The organism is Massilia sp. YIM B02443 (assembly GCF_030411955.1).
In the GTDB taxonomy this organism is placed as follows: Bacteria; Pseudomonadota; Gammaproteobacteria; order Burkholderiales; family Burkholderiaceae_D; genus Telluria.
The window spans coordinates 532,832-551,064 of record NZ_JASNRA010000001.1; the positions used below are offsets into that span (position 1 = coordinate 532,832).

The 18,233-nt window shown below is 65.8% G+C and carries 12 protein-coding genes and 1 pseudogene; 8 read left to right on the top strand and 5 right to left on the bottom strand.

Annotation, left to right across the window (positions count from 1 at the left end; all coding sequences use genetic code 11):
* Positions 1 to 122: 122 nt before the first annotated feature.
* The 4 genes and pseudogenes from QPK27_RS02320 to QPK27_RS02335 form a co-directional block, all read left to right on the top strand.
* Positions 123 to 299, top strand: a pseudogene (locus QPK27_RS02320) (PAAR domain-containing protein); the annotation flags it as partial.
* A gap of 172 nt (positions 300 to 471) precedes the next feature.
* Entirely contained in the window at positions 472 to 687 is a 216-nt protein-coding gene (locus tag QPK27_RS02325) for a hypothetical protein (RefSeq protein ID WP_290416612.1), read from the top strand.
* Positions 684 to 1,397, top strand: a complete 714-nt coding sequence (locus tag QPK27_RS02330) for a VRR-NUC domain-containing protein (protein WP_290416577.1) — start codon at positions 684 to 686, stop codon at positions 1,395 to 1,397. Before QPK27_RS02325 ends, QPK27_RS02330 begins: the two co-directional genes overlap by 4 nt.
* Positions 1,398 to 1,405: 8 nt before the next feature.
* On the top strand, positions 1,406 to 2,500 hold the full coding sequence (locus tag QPK27_RS02335; protein WP_290416578.1) for a type VI immunity family protein: 1,095 nt from the start codon (positions 1,406 to 1,408) through the stop codon (positions 2,498 to 2,500).
* A gap of 39 nt (positions 2,501 to 2,539) precedes the next feature.
* On the opposite strand, the gene QPK27_RS02340 is transcribed toward QPK27_RS02335, so the two are convergent.
* Positions 2,540 to 3,328 (bottom strand): PhzF family phenazine biosynthesis protein, encoded by a 789-nt coding sequence (locus tag QPK27_RS02340; protein ID WP_290416579.1) that lies wholly within the window; start codon positions 3,326 to 3,328, stop codon positions 2,540 to 2,542.
* Positions 3,329 to 3,406: 78 nt separating this feature from the next.
* On the opposite strand from QPK27_RS02340, the gene QPK27_RS02345 reads away from it, so the two are divergent.
* The gene (locus tag QPK27_RS02345; protein WP_290416580.1) at positions 3,407 to 6,601 is read left to right on the top strand and encodes an error-prone DNA polymerase; all 3,195 of its coding nucleotides are present in this window, start codon (positions 3,407 to 3,409) and stop codon (positions 6,599 to 6,601) included.
* Between the two features lie 29 nt (positions 6,602 to 6,630).
* On the opposite strand, the gene QPK27_RS02350 is transcribed toward QPK27_RS02345, so the two are convergent.
* From QPK27_RS02350 to QPK27_RS02360, 3 genes are all read right to left on the bottom strand, one after another.
* A complete protein-coding gene (locus tag QPK27_RS02350) occupies positions 6,631 to 8,226 on the bottom strand; it encodes a PAS domain-containing methyl-accepting chemotaxis protein (protein ID WP_290416581.1) in 1,596 nt (531 codons plus the stop codon).
* Between the two features lie 208 nt (positions 8,227 to 8,434).
* Positions 8,435 to 10,747: an LTA synthase family protein gene (locus tag QPK27_RS02355; RefSeq protein ID WP_290416582.1), complete on the bottom strand. Its 2,313-nt coding sequence runs from the start codon at positions 10,745 to 10,747 to the stop codon at positions 8,435 to 8,437.
* A gap of 29 nt (positions 10,748 to 10,776) precedes the next feature.
* On the bottom strand, positions 10,777 to 11,949 hold the full coding sequence (locus tag QPK27_RS02360; protein WP_290416583.1) for a YaiO family outer membrane beta-barrel protein: 1,173 nt from the start codon (positions 11,947 to 11,949) through the stop codon (positions 10,777 to 10,779).
* A 193-nt stretch (positions 11,950 to 12,142) separates the two neighbouring features.
* Here QPK27_RS02360 and QPK27_RS02365 point away from each other — a divergent pair, with 193 nt between their 5' ends.
* From QPK27_RS02365 to QPK27_RS02375, 3 genes are all read left to right on the top strand, one after another.
* Positions 12,143 to 13,198: a LacI family DNA-binding transcriptional regulator gene (locus QPK27_RS02365; RefSeq protein WP_374046995.1), complete on the top strand. Its 1,056-nt coding sequence runs from the start codon at positions 12,143 to 12,145 to the stop codon at positions 13,196 to 13,198.
* A gap of 122 nt (positions 13,199 to 13,320) precedes the next feature.
* Positions 13,321 to 13,839, top strand: a complete 519-nt coding sequence (locus QPK27_RS02370) for a gluconokinase (protein ID WP_290416584.1) — start codon at positions 13,321 to 13,323, stop codon at positions 13,837 to 13,839.
* A 241-nt stretch (positions 13,840 to 14,080) separates the two neighbouring features.
* Positions 14,081 to 15,865 carry a glycoside hydrolase family 16 protein gene (locus QPK27_RS02375; protein WP_290416585.1) on the top strand — a complete coding sequence of 595 codons (1,785 nt, stop codon included), beginning with the start codon at positions 14,081 to 14,083 and terminating at the stop codon, positions 15,863 to 15,865.
* Between the two features lie 2 nt (positions 15,866 to 15,867).
* On the opposite strand, the gene QPK27_RS02380 is transcribed toward QPK27_RS02375, so the two are convergent.
* Entirely contained in the window at positions 15,868 to 18,213 is a 2,346-nt protein-coding gene (locus tag QPK27_RS02380; RefSeq protein ID WP_290416586.1) for a GH36-type glycosyl hydrolase domain-containing protein, read from the bottom strand.
* Positions 18,214 to 18,233: the final 20 nt, after the last annotated feature.

An 18,233-nucleotide genomic window follows, 5' to 3' on the forward strand; every position in this document is an offset into this window, starting at 1 on the left:
ATTGAACGTTGAGGTCTAATTTAGTGAAATGGTGAATGCTGAACTCTAGACATGTTCAAGACCAACACTGCCGTAGTCTTCAACATTTACGTGTATTCACCATACGCATAGGAGACGGTTATATGGGTTACCCTGTTATTGTTCTAGGCGATAAAACCAGCCATGGCGGAGTCGTCATCAGTGCTTCATCTTTCTCTGACACCCATGGAAAAGGATGGGCACGTAGAGGCGACATGGTGTCTTGTCCGCTCTGTAAAGGTGTTTTTCCAATTAGTCAAGGAGACCCGAGCTTGATTGATGATGGCAAGCCAGTGGCTTATCATGGATGTAAAGTAGCATGCGGTGCGACGCTTATATCCAGCCAGATTTTTACCACCACAGTGCCATCAAGTGGTGCAGCGCCAGACGCTGCGAATGGAACGATGGGGCGAGCAATTGGTGCTATCGGCTCTGGGTTAAGCGCTGGATATCATGATGAAGCATTGCCTGATACTCGGCGTTTTCGGGGGGCGCTTTCAAGTCGTCGATCAGGCAACGGGCGAGCCGGTGAGCGGTATCGAAACCCGCATACGGTCCACTGGTGGTCAGTATCATACTGGGGTTACGGATCCCGATGGGTTCACAGAATGGATAGAACGCGATGCCATGGAAGCATTGGCCTTTGATTTGGTTCAGCAAAAGCCATGACGGGACCAACGCCACCGCTTAGCAAGGGCGGGATGTCGCCTGAAGGCACGACCACGATCGTCAATATTAATAAACCGCCAGTCGATCCTGTCGATAAGAAAATCCTTTGTAGTGCCATGTGCAAGTGCGACAAGGCGCCAAAAATTGGGGCTGATGGAAGGCGGTTGAAACAAAGCTGTGTCGCTGCATCTTTTAAGGCATTAAATGGAGTCCTTGGGAATAGCCCTTACAAACAGGAGATCAACTATAACATGACCAAATCTCCGCCTGAACCGATCATGGATAGTACTGTTCGTACTTTAGGTCACAAATTCCTCTATGGTCACATAAAGAAACACATGAGCGATTATTTTGTCCCTGGAACTGGGCAAATCAGGCGTCCGGATATCGTCATTGTGCATGATCCTACGAAACCGCCAACGCAGGATAATATTAAGCAAATTGTAGAGATGAAGTTCCCGCCTGACAGGTTGTCAGAGAGTCAGGAAAGAGCGTACGAAGTAATTGCGGGCGACCCTCGAAAACTAACTTCTTTGGAGCCGAAGGATTGCGATTGCGAGAAATCCAAGCCGGATGAGACGAAGATCCCTGTAGAAAAAATTGAAGCCGCTGGCAAAATAGGTGAGATCCTCATGCGTTTATTATTACGCGGTAGGTCATTAGGAGGACTGCCAGGCTTGCCTGGCCCGCCTGCAGTACCTACATTTTAGGAAAAGATATGGAAAAAGATGTCGATAATACGGTGACGCTCCTGCGGGCCAATCCAGAAGCCCTCTTTCTGCCCGGCGCAATGCTGATGAAGTATGGTCCCGAGGATTACGTAGGCGGAGCATTTTGTGTTCGCGGGACGCTTTACTTCGATGGTTCGCATACCGCAGAAGTGCGTTCAAGAATATGCACCTGTTTCGAGTCCTATGAGTCAATCGCTAAAGATCACCTTGCATGGTTATGGCGCGATGAACCACCTTCTGGCCCTGATCTGCTCGCTTATGCCAAAACAAAGCCAATGAGAAGCATGATCGAAAGTTTAAGGCCGAACGATGTAGCAGCTTTTGCGTATACCGGCGGTAAAAAACCAGAGGATGCCAGTCCGTGGACGTTTCAAGTTTCGGGTTTGCGAGAATGGCAAGCAAAGATGGGGACATGGGGTCTCGCAACTTTGACATTTTCTTTTCCAGCGTTGTTTGTCGAGGAAAATCCTTTGGTGTTCCAGAATTTGTTCGTCGAATTTGCTAAAAATCTAAAGGCAGTTCATGGATTTGGTGGATTTGCTTTCAATCTTTCATTGGTGCGGAGAGAGCCGAATGAGGCGAGTGAAGCTTTAATGGCCGGGAAGATGAACGGGATAGATGTTGGCAGCCCGGTAATAATTGGTGGAAGGGTAAAGTACGGCATACTGGATAAAATCAAGACAGTCGGATGGTTGACCGCGATTAACCATAAAATGATTGAAAAGGTAGGCGGTCTTGCAACGTTGAATTCCGAGCTCCCAATGAACTGGTTTGCAAAGTATGACTATGGTACTGGCATTGTCATCCAATCCGGTCCAAAGCCGGAGATCGTCCCAGTTGAACTTGACTCGCGCCCCGCTATCTATGTGTTGCCGAATATGGCGCTAAAAGATATCCGCATGACCGAGATCGGCGGCTTCCACTACGGCTCGAAGGATGGTGAACCGCGTCTGGTTGGCTGGGCTGCGGATCAATGGCTCAAACGTTTCGATATCGAAGAGAGCGAACTACTGGACTATAAAACCAAGCTGCTTGACGAACCGAAATTGACGCCGGCGACCACATTGCCAGACAGGCTTTGAAGCTTCCAAATGCTCACTCAACGAACACATCGATTGCGCTCATGCTGCTTCGACCCGGCCACCGACCAGCACCATGCCATCGTCTGGCCGGGCATGAATCACGCAGGCACGGCCTGTCGCCTGGCCCTGCAGCAGACTCAAGTCATGCCCCAGCAAGACACTTAGCGCACCGGCCGCCACCCCGGTGGCGCTGTCTTCGAGCCATGGATCGAGGTGGTTGAAATTGCGGCCCTCGAAAACGCCATCGGTGCGCCGGCTGTAGACATACAGCCCATTCACGCCCGCCTGTTTGGCCCATTCGGCGATTGCCCCCAGGTCAGGCGTCAAGCCATGCAGCGTTGCCGCATCGGCCACCTCGACCAGCAGCTTGGCACTGCCGACCGACACCACTCGCGGCGTGCCGGCCAACGCCGCATCGGGCAGCCGTAGCAGACGCGTCACGAGGCTTGGCTCCAGCAGCGGTTGCGCCACTGCCTGCGGCGCCAGGCGCACGAACAGCGCATCGCCATCACGCAGCAAAGCCAGTTGCTGCCCCTCCATCGCCGTGCGCACCGTCAGCGGCGCACCGTCGCCGAGACGCGCGAACAGCATCTGCGCTGCCGCCAGCGTCGCGTGCAGGCACAGCGGACTGCGGGTGTGCGGATACCAAAAGTCGAGCGTGGCGGCGCTGCCATCGCTACGCACCGGATCGATCCACACGCAGGTGATATCGTGTTCGCGTGCAAAGGCCTGGCGGGTTTGCGAATCCGACGCATCGTCTTCGATCACGAGGGCCGGATTGCCGTCCCCAGGGTGGACGCCAAAACAGCGCCGGGCGTGAATACGCATGAGAATCCTTGTCAGGTTGGCCAGTACGTTATACTGTGTTTTTATACAGTATTTGCTGTTCTATCAGCATTGTAGCCCATGCCTGAATTCCAGCCGCCAGCGCCGCCGCAGTCACCGCAAATACTGCCGCCGTATGCCGAGTTGTTCTGCCTGTCGAACTTCTCCTTCCTGCAGGGCGCCTCGCATGCCGAGGAACTGGTGGCGCGCGCGGCGCAGCTGGGCTACTTCGCGCTGGCGCTCACCGACGAATGCTCGCTGGCCGGCGTGGTGCGCGCCCATGCCGAGGCCAAAAAGACCGGGCTGCCCCTGATCATCGGCGCCCACTTCCACCTCAAGGACTCGGGCGGCGGCCCGGCGCCGTCCCTGATCCTGCTGGCGCAGAACCGCAACGGCTACGGCAACCTGTCCGAACTGATCACGCTCGGGCGCACCCGCAGCGAGAAGGGCACGTATTACCTGACGCCAAGCGACCTGGCCGACCCGGCACCGGCCAACCGCCACCTGCAGCACTTGCCCGATTGCCTGGCGATCCTGCTACCGCCGTACCCGGGCCACGAGGCGAAGGACGTCGACCGCCTGCACGCGCAGGCCGCGTGGATCGCCTCCACCTTTCCGGGGCGCGCCTGGATCGGCCTGAACCTGCTGCACCGCGCCTTCGACGACGCCCATCGGGCCACGGTGGAAGAGGTGGGCTGGCAGCACGGCCTGCCGATCGTGGCGCTCGGCCACGTGTGCATGCACGTCAGGTCGCGCAAACCCTTGCAGGACACACTCAGCGCCACGCGCCTGGGCAAGCCGGTGGCGCAGTGCGGCTACGGCCTGGCGCAGAACGCCGAACAGCACCTGCGCGCGCGCCTGCGCCTGGCCAATATCTATTCGCGCGAGGCGCTGGAAGAGACGGTGCGCATCGCGCGCCTGTGCACCTTCTCGCTCGACGAGCTGCGTTACGAATATCCCGACGAGGTGGTGCCGCCCGGGCACGACGCCAGCAGCTATCTGCGCAGCGAAACCTGGATCGGCGCGCACCGCCGGTTCAGCGAAGGCATCCCGGCCAAGGTGCAGGCCCAGATCGAGCACGAGCTGGCGCTGATCGGCGAGATGCGCTACGAGCACTACTTTTTGACCGTGTACGACATCGTGCGCTTCGCCCGTTCGCAGGACATCCTGTGCCAGGGCCGCGGCTCGGCCGCCAACTCGGCAGTGTGCTACTGCCTTGGCATCACCGAGGTCGATCCGGCGCGCGCCAGCCTGCTGTTCGAGCGCTTCATCTCGAAGGAGCGTAACGAGCCGCCCGACATCGACGTCGACTTCGAGCACCAGCGGCGCGAAGAAGTCATCCAGTACATCTACCGCAAGTACGGGCGCGAGCGCGCGGCGCTGGCGGCGGTGGTGATCAGCTACCGGCCCAAGAGCGCCTTGCGCGACAGTGGGCGCGCGCTCGGCATCGACCTCGCCATCGTCGAGAAGGTGGCCAAGACCCACCACTGGTTCGACAGCCGCGCCGACCTGCTGGGACGCCTGGCCGAGAGCGGGCTCGATCCCGAGGCGCCGCTGTCGCGCCAGTGGGCGACCCTGGCGCAATCACTGCTGAACTTTCCGCGCCACCTGTCGCAGCACCCGGGCGGCTTCGTGATCGCGCGCGGAAAACTCTCGCGCCTGGTGCCGATCGAGAACGCGGCGATGGCGGAGCGCAGCGTGATCCAGTGGGACAAGAACGACCTCGAAGAGCTGGGCCTGATGAAGGTCGACGTGCTGGCGCTGGGCATGCTGTCGATGATGCGGCGCGGCCTGGAACTGGTCGGCCAGCGCCACGGCGAGGTGTTCGAGATGCAGGACATCCCGGCCGACGATACAGCCACCTACGACATGATCTGCCATGCCGACACGGTGGGCGTGTTCCAGATCGAGTCGCGCGCGCAGATGAGCATGTTGCCGCGCATGCGGCCGCGCCAGTTCTACGACCTGGTGATCGAGGTGGCGGTGGTGCGCCCCGGCCCGATCCAGGGCGGCATGGTCCATCCTTATTTGCGCCGGCGGCAGGGACTGGAGCCGATCCATTACCCGAGCGACGAGATGCGCATCGCGCTCGAGCGCACGCTGGGCGTGCCGATCTTCCAGGAGCAGGTGATGCAGGTGGCGATCCTGGGCGCCGGCTTCACGCCGGGCGAGGCCGACCAGCTGCGGCGCGCGATGGCGGCCTGGAAGCGCAAGGGCGGGCTGGAACAGTATTACAACCGCATCGTCGGCGGCATGCTCGAACGTGGCTATACCCAGGAATTCGCCGAGGCCATCTTCAGCCAGATCCAGGGATTCGGCGAATACGGTTTCCCCGAATCGCACGCGGCCAGCTTTGCGCTGCTGGCGTATGCCAGCTCCTGGCTCAAGTGCCACGAGCCGGCGGCGTTTTTGTGCGCGCTGCTCAACAGCCAGCCGATGGGTTTTTATAGTCCCTCGCAGCTGGTGCAGGACGCGCGCCGCCACGGCATCGAGGTGCGGCCGGTGGACGTGACCATCAGCGGCTGGGATTCGACGCTGGAAGAATTCGATCCCGTGGACCGTTCGCGCCAGCCGGCGGTGCGCCTCGGCCTGTCGCTGCAGCGCGGCATGAACGCGCAGGCGGCCGAACGCATCGAGCAGGCGCGCGCGGTGCGGCCGTTCGACAGCGTGGCCGACCTGGCGCGCCGCGCGGGGCTGGATCGGGGCGACCTGCAGGTGCTGGCCGCGGCCAACGCCTTGCATTCACTGGCCGGGCACCGGCGCGAAGCGCTGTGGCAGGCCTCCGGCGCGGCGCCCGACAAGGACCTGCTGCGGCCGACCGTGCCGCGCGAAGAGACGCCAAGCCTGGCGGCGCCGAGCGAGGGCGAGGAGATCGTGGGCGACTATCGCGCGCAAGGGCTGACGCTGGGCCGCCATCCGCTGGCGCTGCTGCGCGAACGGCTGCACAAACAGCGCTTCATTCCGGCATCCGACCTGATGACCTTCCAGAACGGCCAGCTGGCGCGCGCCTGCGGCCTGGTCACCGTGCGCCAGCGGCCCGGCACCGCCAAGGGCGTGCTGTTCATGACGCTGGAAGACGAGACCGGCAACGTCAACGTGATCGTATGGCCGACGCTGGTGGAGCAGCAGCGGCGCGAGGTGCTCAATGCGCCGCTGCTCGGGGTGTACGGGGTGTGGCAGAAGGAGGGCGAGGTGCGGCACCTGGTGGCCAAGCGGCTGGTCGATCTGTCGCACCTGCTGGGTGGGCTGGATGCGCGCAGCCGCGATTTTTGCTGAAAGTAGGGTGGACGGCTCTGCCGTCCACCCTACGCGGCCAGCCGCATCGCGTCGCTACGCACGGTGCGCGCTTCGAGCTGGAACACCGCCAGCGCCTGCGCCACGTCGTCGGCCTGGCGCGCCAGCGTGGCGGCCGCCGCGGCGGCTTCTTCGACCAGCGCCGCGTTCTGCTGGGTGATCGCGTCGAGCTGGTTCACGGCGCCGTTGACCTGGCCCAGGCCGCCCGACTGCTCGCGCGTGGCGGTCGCGATCTCGCCCATCACGCGGGTGACGTCGCCCACCGCGCCCACCACTTCGCCGATCGCGGCGCCGGCGGCGGCGCTCAGGCGGCTGCCGCTGTCGACGTTGGCGATCGAGGCGTCGATCAGGGTCTTGATCTCTTTCGCCGCCGCCGCGCTGCGCTGGGCCAGGGTGCGCACCTCGCCCGCCACCACCGCGAAGCCGCGTCCCTGTTCGCCGGCGCGCGCCGCTTCCACCGCCGCGTTCAGGGCCAGGATATTGGTCTGGAAGGCGATGCCGTCGATCATGCCGACGATGTCGAGCACCTTGTGCGACGAGGCGCTGATCGCGTCCATCGTGCTCACCACTTCCGCTACCCGGCGCTGGCCGCTGCCGGCCACCGTCGCCGCGCGCGCCGCCAGCGCACTGGCCGAGCCGACGCTGTCGGCACTATGGCCGACGTTGCGGGTGAGCTGCTCCATGCTGGCCGCAGTCTCCTGCAGGCTGGACGCCTGGGACTCGGTGCGGCCCGACAGGTCCAGGTTGCCGCTTGCGATCTCGCCGGTGGCGTGGCGGATCTCGTCGAAATTGGCGCGCACGTCGCCGATCACGCTGAACAGGTTCACCGCCGACTGGCGCAGCGCGGCCACCAGCTGGCCCATCTCGTCGTCGCGCCGCGGCACGATGCGGCAGGTCAGGTCGCCGCCGGCCAGGCGGCGCGCGAACACACTCGCTTCGGCGAGTGGCGCCAGCACGTTGCGGCGCAGGCTGGACCACAAGGCCAGCACCAGCGCCAGACAGGCGAGCAGCGACAGCTGGGTCCATGCTGGCAGGCCGGCCTGCCAGCAGGCCAGCGTCACCGCCGCCAGCAGCGCGCTGGTCGCGCCCATGCCGCCATTGATTTGTGCCCGCAGCGGCAGGCGCCGCAGCGCGGCCACGCGCCCGGCCAGGCCGCCACGCTCGACGCGGCCGTTGCGCAACACCAGGCCGCGCGGATTGCCGGCCTTGAATTCGGCGTACAGCGCCGCCGCCTCGCGCACCTGCTCGCGCGTCGGCCGCGTGCGCACCGACATGAAGCCGGCCGGGCGCCCGTCCTCGATCACCGGCGTGACGTTGGCGTACACCCAGTAATGGTCGCCGTTCTTGCAGCGGTTCTTGACCATGCCGCTCCACGGCAAGCCGGCGCGGATCGACTGCCACATGTCGGCGAAGGCCTCCACCGGCATGTCCGGATGGCGCACGATGTTCTGCGGCGCGCCGCGCAGTTCTTCTTCGCTGAAGCCGCTGATCTGCACGAAGTAGGGATTCGCGTAGCGGATATTGCCCTGCAAATCGGTGGTCGAAACGATGGTCTTGCCCTCGGCGAGCAGGACTTCGTTGGCGGTGACGGGAGTGTTGAGGCGCATCGGGTTCCTTTCGTCGCGGACGAACAGGGTTGCAGGCGGGGCGGCACGCCAGGACCGACAGCGGCGCCAGGCGTACGAAAGGAACCGGAACAGGTTCTGGCGCAGTATAACGACAGTGTTGCGAACAGGAAACGATTTTGACCCGATAACTCGGCAAACTCAGCAGAAATACAACGCAAGCTTGCCAAGGTGATAAGGCCGGGGATCGTCAGTCCAGCCGTATCCGCACGTGATACTGGCCGGCGCCGGCCGCGCGTCCGCTCTCGGGATGCGAGGGAATCACCGACACGTAGTAGACGCCCGCTGCGAGCGGCGCGGCCGGCTGCAGTGCGATGGATGCCGACTCGCCGGCGCCGAGGACGCGCGCCGGCAGGACGGTTTCGCCGAGCTCCGCGCCGCGTTCGTCGCTGATCACCAGCAGCGGCGCAACGGGACGCGAGGTTGCCGCTGCATGGTTGGTCAGCGTGGCCTCGATCGTCAGCCGTCCCGTGCCCGGGCGCACGCGCACGCCGTTGACGGCGACGGCGCCGACTTCGGCCACCAGCTGCGCGCCGCGTAGTGTGCGTTCGCCGCCGTACGGCGCCAGCGCGATGCCGTCCGGCGTCAACGCCGGCGCCGTTGCCGCCTGCGCGTTGGCGCGCAGGAAGGACGCGAACTGGGCGCGCGTCTTGTCCAGCAGCGCGCCATCATCATCCTGCATGCGGTCGACCGCCATGCCGTCGCCGATCGTGTACAGCCGGTCCTGGGCCAGGTAGGCGGTGCCGGACACGAAGTCGCTCAGCTCCGTCTTGGTCTGCTTGAGCGGCAGCGCGTGCAGGTTGCGGAACGACGGCTCGGTATCCAGGCCGGCGCCGAGCCAGGTCACCTGGGCCGGGGTCTTGACGCCGTGATGGTTGGCCAGGTAGGCCAGCAGCGACGGCGCCAGGTCGAACTGCGACGACACCGACTTGATCGCGCGCGGCGCCTTCAGGCGCGGCGAGTACATGATCAGCGGCACGTGATAACGCTCGAGGCGGGTCTGCATCGGCAGCTCGGGCAGGCGGTGGTCGCCCGTGATGACGAAGATGGTGTCGGCGTAGCCGGGCAGCGAGCTGGCCTGCTCGAAGAACATGCGCAGGGCGTCGTCCAGGTACAGGATGCTGGCGAAGATGTCGCGCTGCTCGCGGTAGACCGGCGCCAGTCCCAGTCCCAGCCCCAGTCCCAGTTCGGCCGCGCGCCGCTCGACCCGCGCGCGGTAGGCGGGCAGGCCGGGGAAGGTGAACGGATTGTGCATGCCGCTGGTCTGCACGATGGTGAGCGATGGGCCGGCGCCAAGCCCGCGTTCGCGTTCGAGCACCAGGCGCATCAGGTCGCGGTCGCCGTAGCCCCACTCATTGGCGCGTTCGTACGGCGCGCCGAAATCGCGCTCGCCGACGATGCTGTCCACGCCCATCGCGCGCAGCGCCTGGGCTTCGTTGTCGAACTCCACGTTCGAGCCGCTGTAGAAACGCGTGGCGTAGCCCTGCGCCTTCAATACCGAGGGCAGCGCGGCGTGGCGCGGAATGCGCTCGCCCAGCGCGGCCAGGCCGTTTTCTCCGAACGGCAGCGAGCCGAACACCGAAGTCAGCACGCCGAAGGTGCGCCCTTGCGGCGCCAGGAAGTTCTCGAAGTACAGGCTGCGTCCGGCCAGCTCGTCGAGGAAGGGCGTGAAGCTGCCCAGGCGCGCGCCGGGACCGGAGAAGGTGCGGCCCAGGCCTTCGACGATGATGAACACCAGCTTCGGACGCGTGCCGGCGCCGGGCTGGAACAGTGGACCGAGCGTGTCGGGCGTGCGCTCGGGGCGCAGGAAAGGGTAGCGTGGATCGCGGCCTTGCCACGGCGCGCGGCCCGAGGCCTGCGCCGCCTGCGTGGCGTTGACCCCGGCGCCGGCCAGCCAGTGCGCACTGCGGTCGGCGAACCAGGCGCTCTTGTTGACGATGAAGTCGCGCTCGGCGTCGCTGCGCACCACGGCTGGCGCGAAGTGCCCCGGCAGCAGGGCGAAGGCGAGCACGCTGGCCGGCAGCGCCGCCAGCACGCCGCGCCGGCCGGCGCGCGGCCAGCCGAGACGTTCGATCAGCAGCAGCAGGGTCCACAGCACGATCAGGGCCAGCACCAGTGCGCCCGCGAGCAGGAATCCGGGCGCCGTGGCGCCGGCCACCGTGGTGTCGATCTCGGCGAACGAATACGCGAACAGGTCGGCGCCGAGCGGCACGCCGGCGCTCCAGTGGTAGTGCAGCAGCGCCGCGTGCGCGCACAGCAGCGCGCTCCAGCACAGGCCGAGCAGCACGGTGCGCACGCGGCGCGACGTGGTCAAGGCCAGCGGCAGCGCCGTCAGCAGGATCAGGAAGGCGTAGCGCAGCAGCGCCAGCGCATCGTTGCCGATGGCGGCGCCGAACAGCGTCGATTGCGGCAGGCCGATGTCGGCGGCGTGCAGGCTTTCGGCGCCGCGCAGGCATAGCCAGGCGGCGACCAGCGCCGGCAGCGCCGCCAGGGCATGTGCCATTGCGTCGCCGACACGGCGCATGACGCCCTTCACCACCGGCGATACAGCGCCAACGACACGCCGCGTTCGCGTGCTCCAGCGCTGCCTTCGCGCGTGAAGCTGGCGCCAAGGCGCGCGCCCCAGTCGCGCGTGAAGTAGTGCTGCACCTCGATGCCGCCGCCGCCCGAGCGGGTGCGTCCGCCGCTCAGCGACAGCGCGTCGTCGCTGCGGCCGCGGTTGATGCGCAGCTCGGCGTAGCTGTCGGCGTCGCCGCGGTAGTACCAGCGGCCCAGCAGCCGGTCGCCCGAGGCGTGCGAACCCTCGGACACGATGTTCTGGTGGCGCAGCTGCACGTAGAAGTTGCCGACGTAGCGCGCCAGGCCGACGCCGTAGATGTTCACGCGCCCGTCGAAGCCGAGCACGTCGTCGCTGAGCGAGAGTTCCCAGCCGCGTCCCAGCGCCTGGTACAGATCGACGCGGCCGGCATTGGCCGGGAACAGGCGCGCGCCGGGCGCCTTCTGGTAGCGCAGGTTGGCGTAGGCGCCGCGCCACAGGTCGACGTAGGCGTCCAGCGCCCAGGCGTGGCCGGTGCGCTCGAAGCGGTGCGCGCGCAGGGTCTCGAAGGCGAGCGAGCCGCCGCGCATGTAGTGGCGCACGGCGAGCGTTTGCTCGTTCCAGCGCGGGGTGTCGCCGACGTCGAGCCAGTTCGAAGACAGGCTGGCCAGCCAGCTGTAGCCGGCGGCGATGGTGGCGTCCGGGCTGGCGGCGCGCGGCGCCGGCGTTGGCTCTATCAGTGGCGCGTCGTCTGTTTTCTCGCCTTGCACGGCGGCCCGCGCCGCGCGATGCGCCGGTTCGTCCGGCTGCAGCGCGATCAGGCGGTCGTAGGCGGCGAGCGCCTGCTCCGGACGTCCGCTCCAGCGATACAGGTCCGCCAGCGCGGCCCAGACGTCCGGATAGTCGGGCGCGGCCCGCGCCGCCGCAGTCAGGTCGGCTTCGGCCTCGGGCCAGCGTTCCAGGCGCGAGAACACGACGCCGCGTCCCAGCAGCACGTCGGCATTGCCGGGCGAGCGCGCCAGCAGCGCGCCGTATTCGGCCAGCGCCAGTTCGGGCTGGCCGCCGTTGGCGTGTTCGCGCGCGCGCGCATAGGCGGCGTCGAACGAGATGCCGGCGTCGGCTTGCTGCACAGTGGTGCTGGCGGGAGGCTGCTGGAAATCGACGAACATGGACGCGTTGACTAAAGGTAATGACGGCACTCTGCCGCAGGGCCCGTTACGCGTCAAGCATAGCGCACCGCCGCGGTGCACGGCGTCGCGCAGCCGAAGCCCAAGCGCGCCTTCAGCGGCGGCGCGGCCGGTGGTATGCTGTGCATCGGCTTGCCGCAACGGCAAGCGCAGGGTAATCGATCGGAACAGGAGAATGATGGACAAGGGCAGCCGGGGCCAGGGCAATAGCGGGGGCAGAAGCAGGGGCAGGGGAACGGGACGCGCGACGCTCGAGGAAGTGGCGGGACTGGCCGGCGTGTCGATCATGACCGCATCGCGCGCGCTGAGCCAGCCGCAGATGGTGTCGGACGCCACCCGCGCCAAGGTCGAGCAGGCCGTGGCGCAGCTGGGTTACGTGCCGAACCGCGCGGCGCGCGCGCTGGCCTCGAGCCAGTCGCACGTGATCGCGGTGCTGGTGCCGTCGCTGTCGAACGCCGTGTTCACCGCGGTGCTGGAGGGCATCCACGATGCGGTGGGGCCGGGCCAGTACCAGCTCCTGATCGGCAACACCCATTATTCGGAAGCCGAAGAAGAAAAGCTGCTGCGCACCTACCTGCAATCGAACCCGGACGGCATCCTGCTCTCGAGCCTGGCGCACAGCCCGGCCGTGACGGCGATGCTGGCGGCGTCGAACGTGCCGGCGGTGTCGATGATGGACCTGTCGGACGACCCCGGCGTGCTGTCGGTCGGCTTCTCGCAGCTCGACGCCGGCATGGCCATGACGCGCCACCTGGTCAAGCGCGGCTACCGCCGCATCGGTTTCATCGGCGCCCAGCTCGACGAACGCACGCTGCGCCGCGCCGACGGCTACCGCCAGGCGATGCGCGAGGCCGGCCTGTACGACGCCGCGCTGGAACTGATGGTGCCCGATCCGTCGACCATCGCCCTCGGCGCCGACCTCATGAAACGCATGATGGAGCAGGCGCCCGACTGCGACGCCGTATTCTGCTGCAACGACGACCTGGCGCACGGCGCGGTCTATCACTGCCAGCGCCACGCCATCCGCATCCCGCAGGACGTGGCCGTGTGCGGCTTCAACGACTTGCCGGCGTCGGCCTGGATGATGCCCTCGCTGACCACGATCGGCACGCCGCGCTACCGGATCGGCTTCGAAGCGGCCTCGCTGCTGCTGCAGCTGATCAAGGGCAAGGAGCCGGAACAGCGCCGCATCGACCTCGGCTTCTCGCTGCAGGAGCGCGAGAGCGCCTGAGCGGCGTTTCTTCGCCCTCCCTCCCGTTCCTGCCCCCGGGAACACGTCCGCTTGCGCTTTACATTCACGCCCAAGGCGCTACAATCGATGGTTTTGTTAGCGCTATCAGGCAGGAATACATCATGGCAACGGATCAGCACGATTCACATGCCGCCGTCACCTGGGTGGTGATGGGCGTCAGCGGTTGCGGCAAGAGCCAGATCGGCGCGCGCCTGGCGGCCCGGCTCGGGGTGCCCTTCATCGAAGGCGACGCCTTTCACAGTGCGGCGAATGTCGACAAGATGGCGGCCGGGATCCCGCTCACCGACGATGACCGGCGCGACTGGCTGCTGGCGCTGCGCGACCAGATCGCGGCGCATGCGGCGGGCGGCGTGGTGCTGGGCTGCTCGTCGCTCAAGCGCGCCTATCGCGACGTTCTGCGCAGCGGCGGCGGCGAGGTGCGCTTCGCCCACCTGGCCGGCAGCCGCGCGCTGCTGGCCGAGCGCATGCACAACCGGCCCGGCCACTACATGCCGGTGTCGCTGCTCGACAGCCAGCTGGCCACGCTCGAGCCGCTGGAGGCGGACGAGGCGGGCGTGACGCTCGATATCCGCGAGACGCCGGAGCAACTGGTCGAACGCATCCTGGCCGCGACGCGCTGACCGGTTCATTTGCGCTGCAAGGCGCCGGCACGCCTGCTTTTGCCGGATTCATGCAGGTGGGGTAACGCCACACGCCGTTCTCGTCCGTTTGACGCCTTCGTCAAATCGGACTATATTTTTCATCAATGATTGGAAAGGTTTCCAACTCCAGTTTTCGCACGATTCATTCGAGACCAACCGCCAAGTTGGCGCAACGTGGCATTTGCCACATTTCTTTGAAGTGAGAAAAAGAGGAGCCAAAGTGAACCACCATCATTCGACGCAGCGCTCGAAGCGCACACCGATCCAACTGCTGGCCGCCGGCCTGCTGCTCGCCGCCAGCGCGCAGGCCCCGGCCAGCGTCACCAACCCGCAGATCGGCCAGCTGCTGTGGTCCGAGGAATTCAACGGCAACGGCGTCAACACCGGCACCTGGAACCTGCAGGACGGCAACGGCTGCCAGATCGGCCTGTGCGGCTATGGCAACGCCGAGCTGCAGTACTACAGCCCGAACAACGCCTCGATCGTCAACGTGCCGTTCGAGTCGGGCACGCGCGCGCTGGCGATCCAGGCGCGCAGCCAGAGCGTCGGCAGCAACGTGTTCACCTCGGCGCGGCTGGACACGCGCGGCAAGGTGCAGGTGCAGTACGGGATGATCGAGTTCCGCATCGCCACGCCGAACCTGGGCACCGGCTTGTGGCCGGCGGCCTGGCTGCTCGGCACCAGTTCGCAGACCTGGCCGCGCAACGGCGAGATCGACGTGATGGAGATGGGCCACAAGGCGGTCGAACGGGCCAAGGGCAATGCGCCGTCGTCGAACCACTTCGTCGGCTCCAACGTGATCACCTGGCAGCAGGCCGCCTGCGTGCCGGGCAACGAGAGCTGCGCCGCGTCGACCGCGTGGCAGACCAAGAACTGGTACGTGCCCGCCAACTCGCTGGCCAACCGCTTCGTCACCTACCGCTTCTATTGGGACGAGAGCCAGATGCGCTTTACCACCGTGGACAACGGCGTCGAGCGCAATATGTACGATGCGCCGCTGCCGGTGAACTCGAGCGCGCTGCAGGCGCCGTTCTACCTGCTGCTGAACATGGCGGTGGGCGGCAACTTCACCGACGCCGCCAGCCCGGGCCAGGTGACGGCGCCGCTGCCGGGCACCATGTACGTCGACTACGTGCGCGTCTATCAGCTCGACGGCAAGGGCCAGGTCAAGCTGGGCAACCAGACCGTGCCCGAGGTAAGCGGCAAGTTCGGCGTGTTCACCGATAACACCGCCGTCAACGCGAAGCTGGTGGCCGGCACCAGTTCCGACATCTTCCTGTGGAATACCGCGTCCAGCGGCGCCGGCAACACCGCGCCGTACGAAGGATCGAATGTGATCGCGTGGAGCTACAACACCCCCGGCCAGTGGTTCGGCGGCGGCATCCAGGCGCGCCAGGCGCGTGACCTGAGCAACTACCGCGCCAACGGCACGGTCAGGTTCCGCATCAAGATCCCGGCCAACGTGGGCTTCCGCATCGGCGTGGGCGACACCTACACCAACCAGAACTGGGTCAACTTCCCGGCCAATACCACCGCCTATGGCTTGAGCCGCAACGGGCAGTGGGCGCAGGCCTCGATCCCGGTGTCGACCCTGCTCGGACCGCTGGTGGCGGCGCAGTCGCTGAGCGACATCTTCATGATCTCGAGCATCGACGGCAGTCTGCCGGGCAGCGCCTTCCAGTTCGCGATCGACGACATCGTGTGGGAATCGGGCGGTGGCGGCACCACCACGCCGCCGCCGGTGACCTCAGGCCCGACCTCGGCGACGCAGACCTCGAGCACCATGCTGCAGTTTGCGACCACCACCGGCGGCTGGGCCGACGTGCACTACACGGTCAACAACGGGGCCCAGCAGAACGTGCGGATGCAGCTCAATGGCAGCACCAACACGTACACGGCGGGCGGCTTGAAGAGTGGCGACGTGGTGCGCTACTGGTTCACCTACTGGGACGCGCAGCGTAACTTCGCGGTGGACACGACGCAGCAGACCTATACGATGCAGTAATCCTACGGTATCGTGACCTCGAGCCGGTAAGTGCGGCCCGCTTCGATATTATCGATGCGGGCCGCCGACAGCATCGTGCCATTGCAGCGCACCGTGACCTGGTCGACCGGCCCGCGCTTGATCTCGACCTCGAACACGGCGCCGCGGAAGCGGCGCGTAGCGGACATGCCCGGCCAGTGCGGCGGCAACTGCGGGTTCACCGCCAGGCCGTTGCCGTCGCCCTTCAAGCCGCACAGGCCTTCGATCACGCAGCGGTAGACCCAGGCCACGGTGCCGGTGTTGAACAGCTGGCTCGAACGGCCCGCCGTGCGCGGATATTCCTTGTACGCGCCGCGGTAGTAGTTGGGGATGAACACCGGCAGCTGGCCGCGGCGCAGGTAGTCGTCGGTGTCCGGACCGGGAATCATCTTGCGCAGGGCGTCAAAGGCGCGGCCCGATTCGCCGATCGCGTACAGGCTGTAGATGTAGAACACGGCCGCGTGGTTGTACACGGCGCCGTTCTCGGCCGACCCCGGATGCTTTTGCGTCACGCGGCCGACGTCCTCGCGCATCTTGCTGTAGGGCGGGGCGAACATCTGCACGCCGTAGGGCGTCGCCAGCTGCGCGTCGATCTGGGCCAGCATCCGGGAGCGCTGCTCGCTGTTCGCCGCGCCGGACAGGAAGCTCCAGCTTTGCGGATTGAGGTAGATGCGGCCTTCGACGTCCTGCGCGACGCCGAACTTGACGTCGTCGTCGGTGATGCCGCGCGCGTACCAGTTGCCGTCCCACAAGTGGGTGTTGGCGGCGCGGTTCAGGTCTTCCACGCCGGCGCGCATGCGCGCCGCCAGCGCCGCGTCGCCGCGCCGCTCGCAGACCTCGGCCCACAGCGCCAGCGCATAGCCGGCGGCCACCGTCAGCCAGCCCGACACGCCGCGGCCCTTGTAGCCGACCATGTTCATCGGGTCGCACCAGTCGCCCTGCTCGATGTAGCTCAGGCCACGCGCGTCGCGCTTGTGCAGCAGCCAGTCCATCGCCAGCGTGATGCGCTCGAAGGCGCTTTTCACGCTGCCGTCGTGGCTCGTGACCGGCTCGTCGAGAATCGCGTCGTCGCCGGTTTCGTCGAGGTAGGCGCGCAGGCATACCGGCAGCCACACGCAGTGGTCGGTGTGCGGGATCTGGTTGATGTACTTCAGTTGCGCGCCTTCGAACAGCAGGATCCCGTCCGGCATCGCGCCGCTCGCTTCCTGCTGCGTCAGTGCGTGCAGGAAGGCCGCGCGGCTCGACGCCGGCTTGACGTAGGCCATGCCCATATTGTCCTGCAGGTAGTTGCGGGTCTGCGGGTCGGTCGAGAGGCGGTTGACGTCGCCGTGGTAATAGACCTGGCGCGCCAGCCAGCGGTTGACGAAGTTGTCGAGTTCCTGGTCCGGCGTGGCGATCGACAGCACGCCGGCGCCTTCCCGCTGGTAGGCCTCTTGGTCGCGCGCTGCAAGCACGAAACCCGATTCGCTCAGGTGGCGCGCGCGCAGCTGCGCGATCTTGGCGTCGTCGAAGGCGGGGCCGAACAGCAGGCGGCGCTGCTCGTTCGCGCCTGGCGCCAGTTTGACGCGGTACTGCACCACGCCGACCGGCGTTTCGTAGCGCGCATCGCCGCAGGCCAGGCGTTCTCCATCCACGGCCGAGGGCGCATGCAGGCCGCCTTCGCCTTCGAACGCGGCCTGGTTGACTTCCCAGGCGTCCGGCGCGGTCTCGCACAGCAGCACCGTGCGGTCCTTGAACAGGCGGTTCTTGAAATAGTCTTCCAGCTTCTGGTAGGGCGTCACGCTCGACGCCACGATGCCGCCGAGGTCGTGGCGGTACTCGGCCGACTGGTTCATCCACGACATGTAGCCGATCGTGAAGTAGGGGTAGACGCTGATCTTGCGCGGGCGATCCGACAGGTTGGTGACGTTGAACGTCCACAGCTCGGCCACGTCCTCCAGCGGCAACGTGAGCGTGAGTTCGATGCGCACGCCGAACTTCTCCACCGTCCAGCGCAGGTCTTGATGGCCGACCGAGAACTCGAAGCGCTCGACCCCGCCGCGCACCGGCTCGTACGGCGCCGAGAACAGTTCGCCCGTTTCTTCGTCCTTGACGTAGAAGAAGCGGCCCGGGTGGTGCGCGTAATACGCCTGCTCCGGCTGCATGAAGGACTTGGCTTCCAGGTTCGGCGCGTGCGAATACTTGGCCGGCTCCGGCTGCATGAACTGGGCGGTGGCGTAGCCGCGGCAGGTCACCTGGATCATCATGTGGCGGTTCCACAGGAAGCCGCCGGCCTGCGGCATGGCGGTGGGGCTGGTCAGCACATAGCGGTCGTCTTGCGGGTGCAGCATGGAAGGTGTCTCCGTTGTTG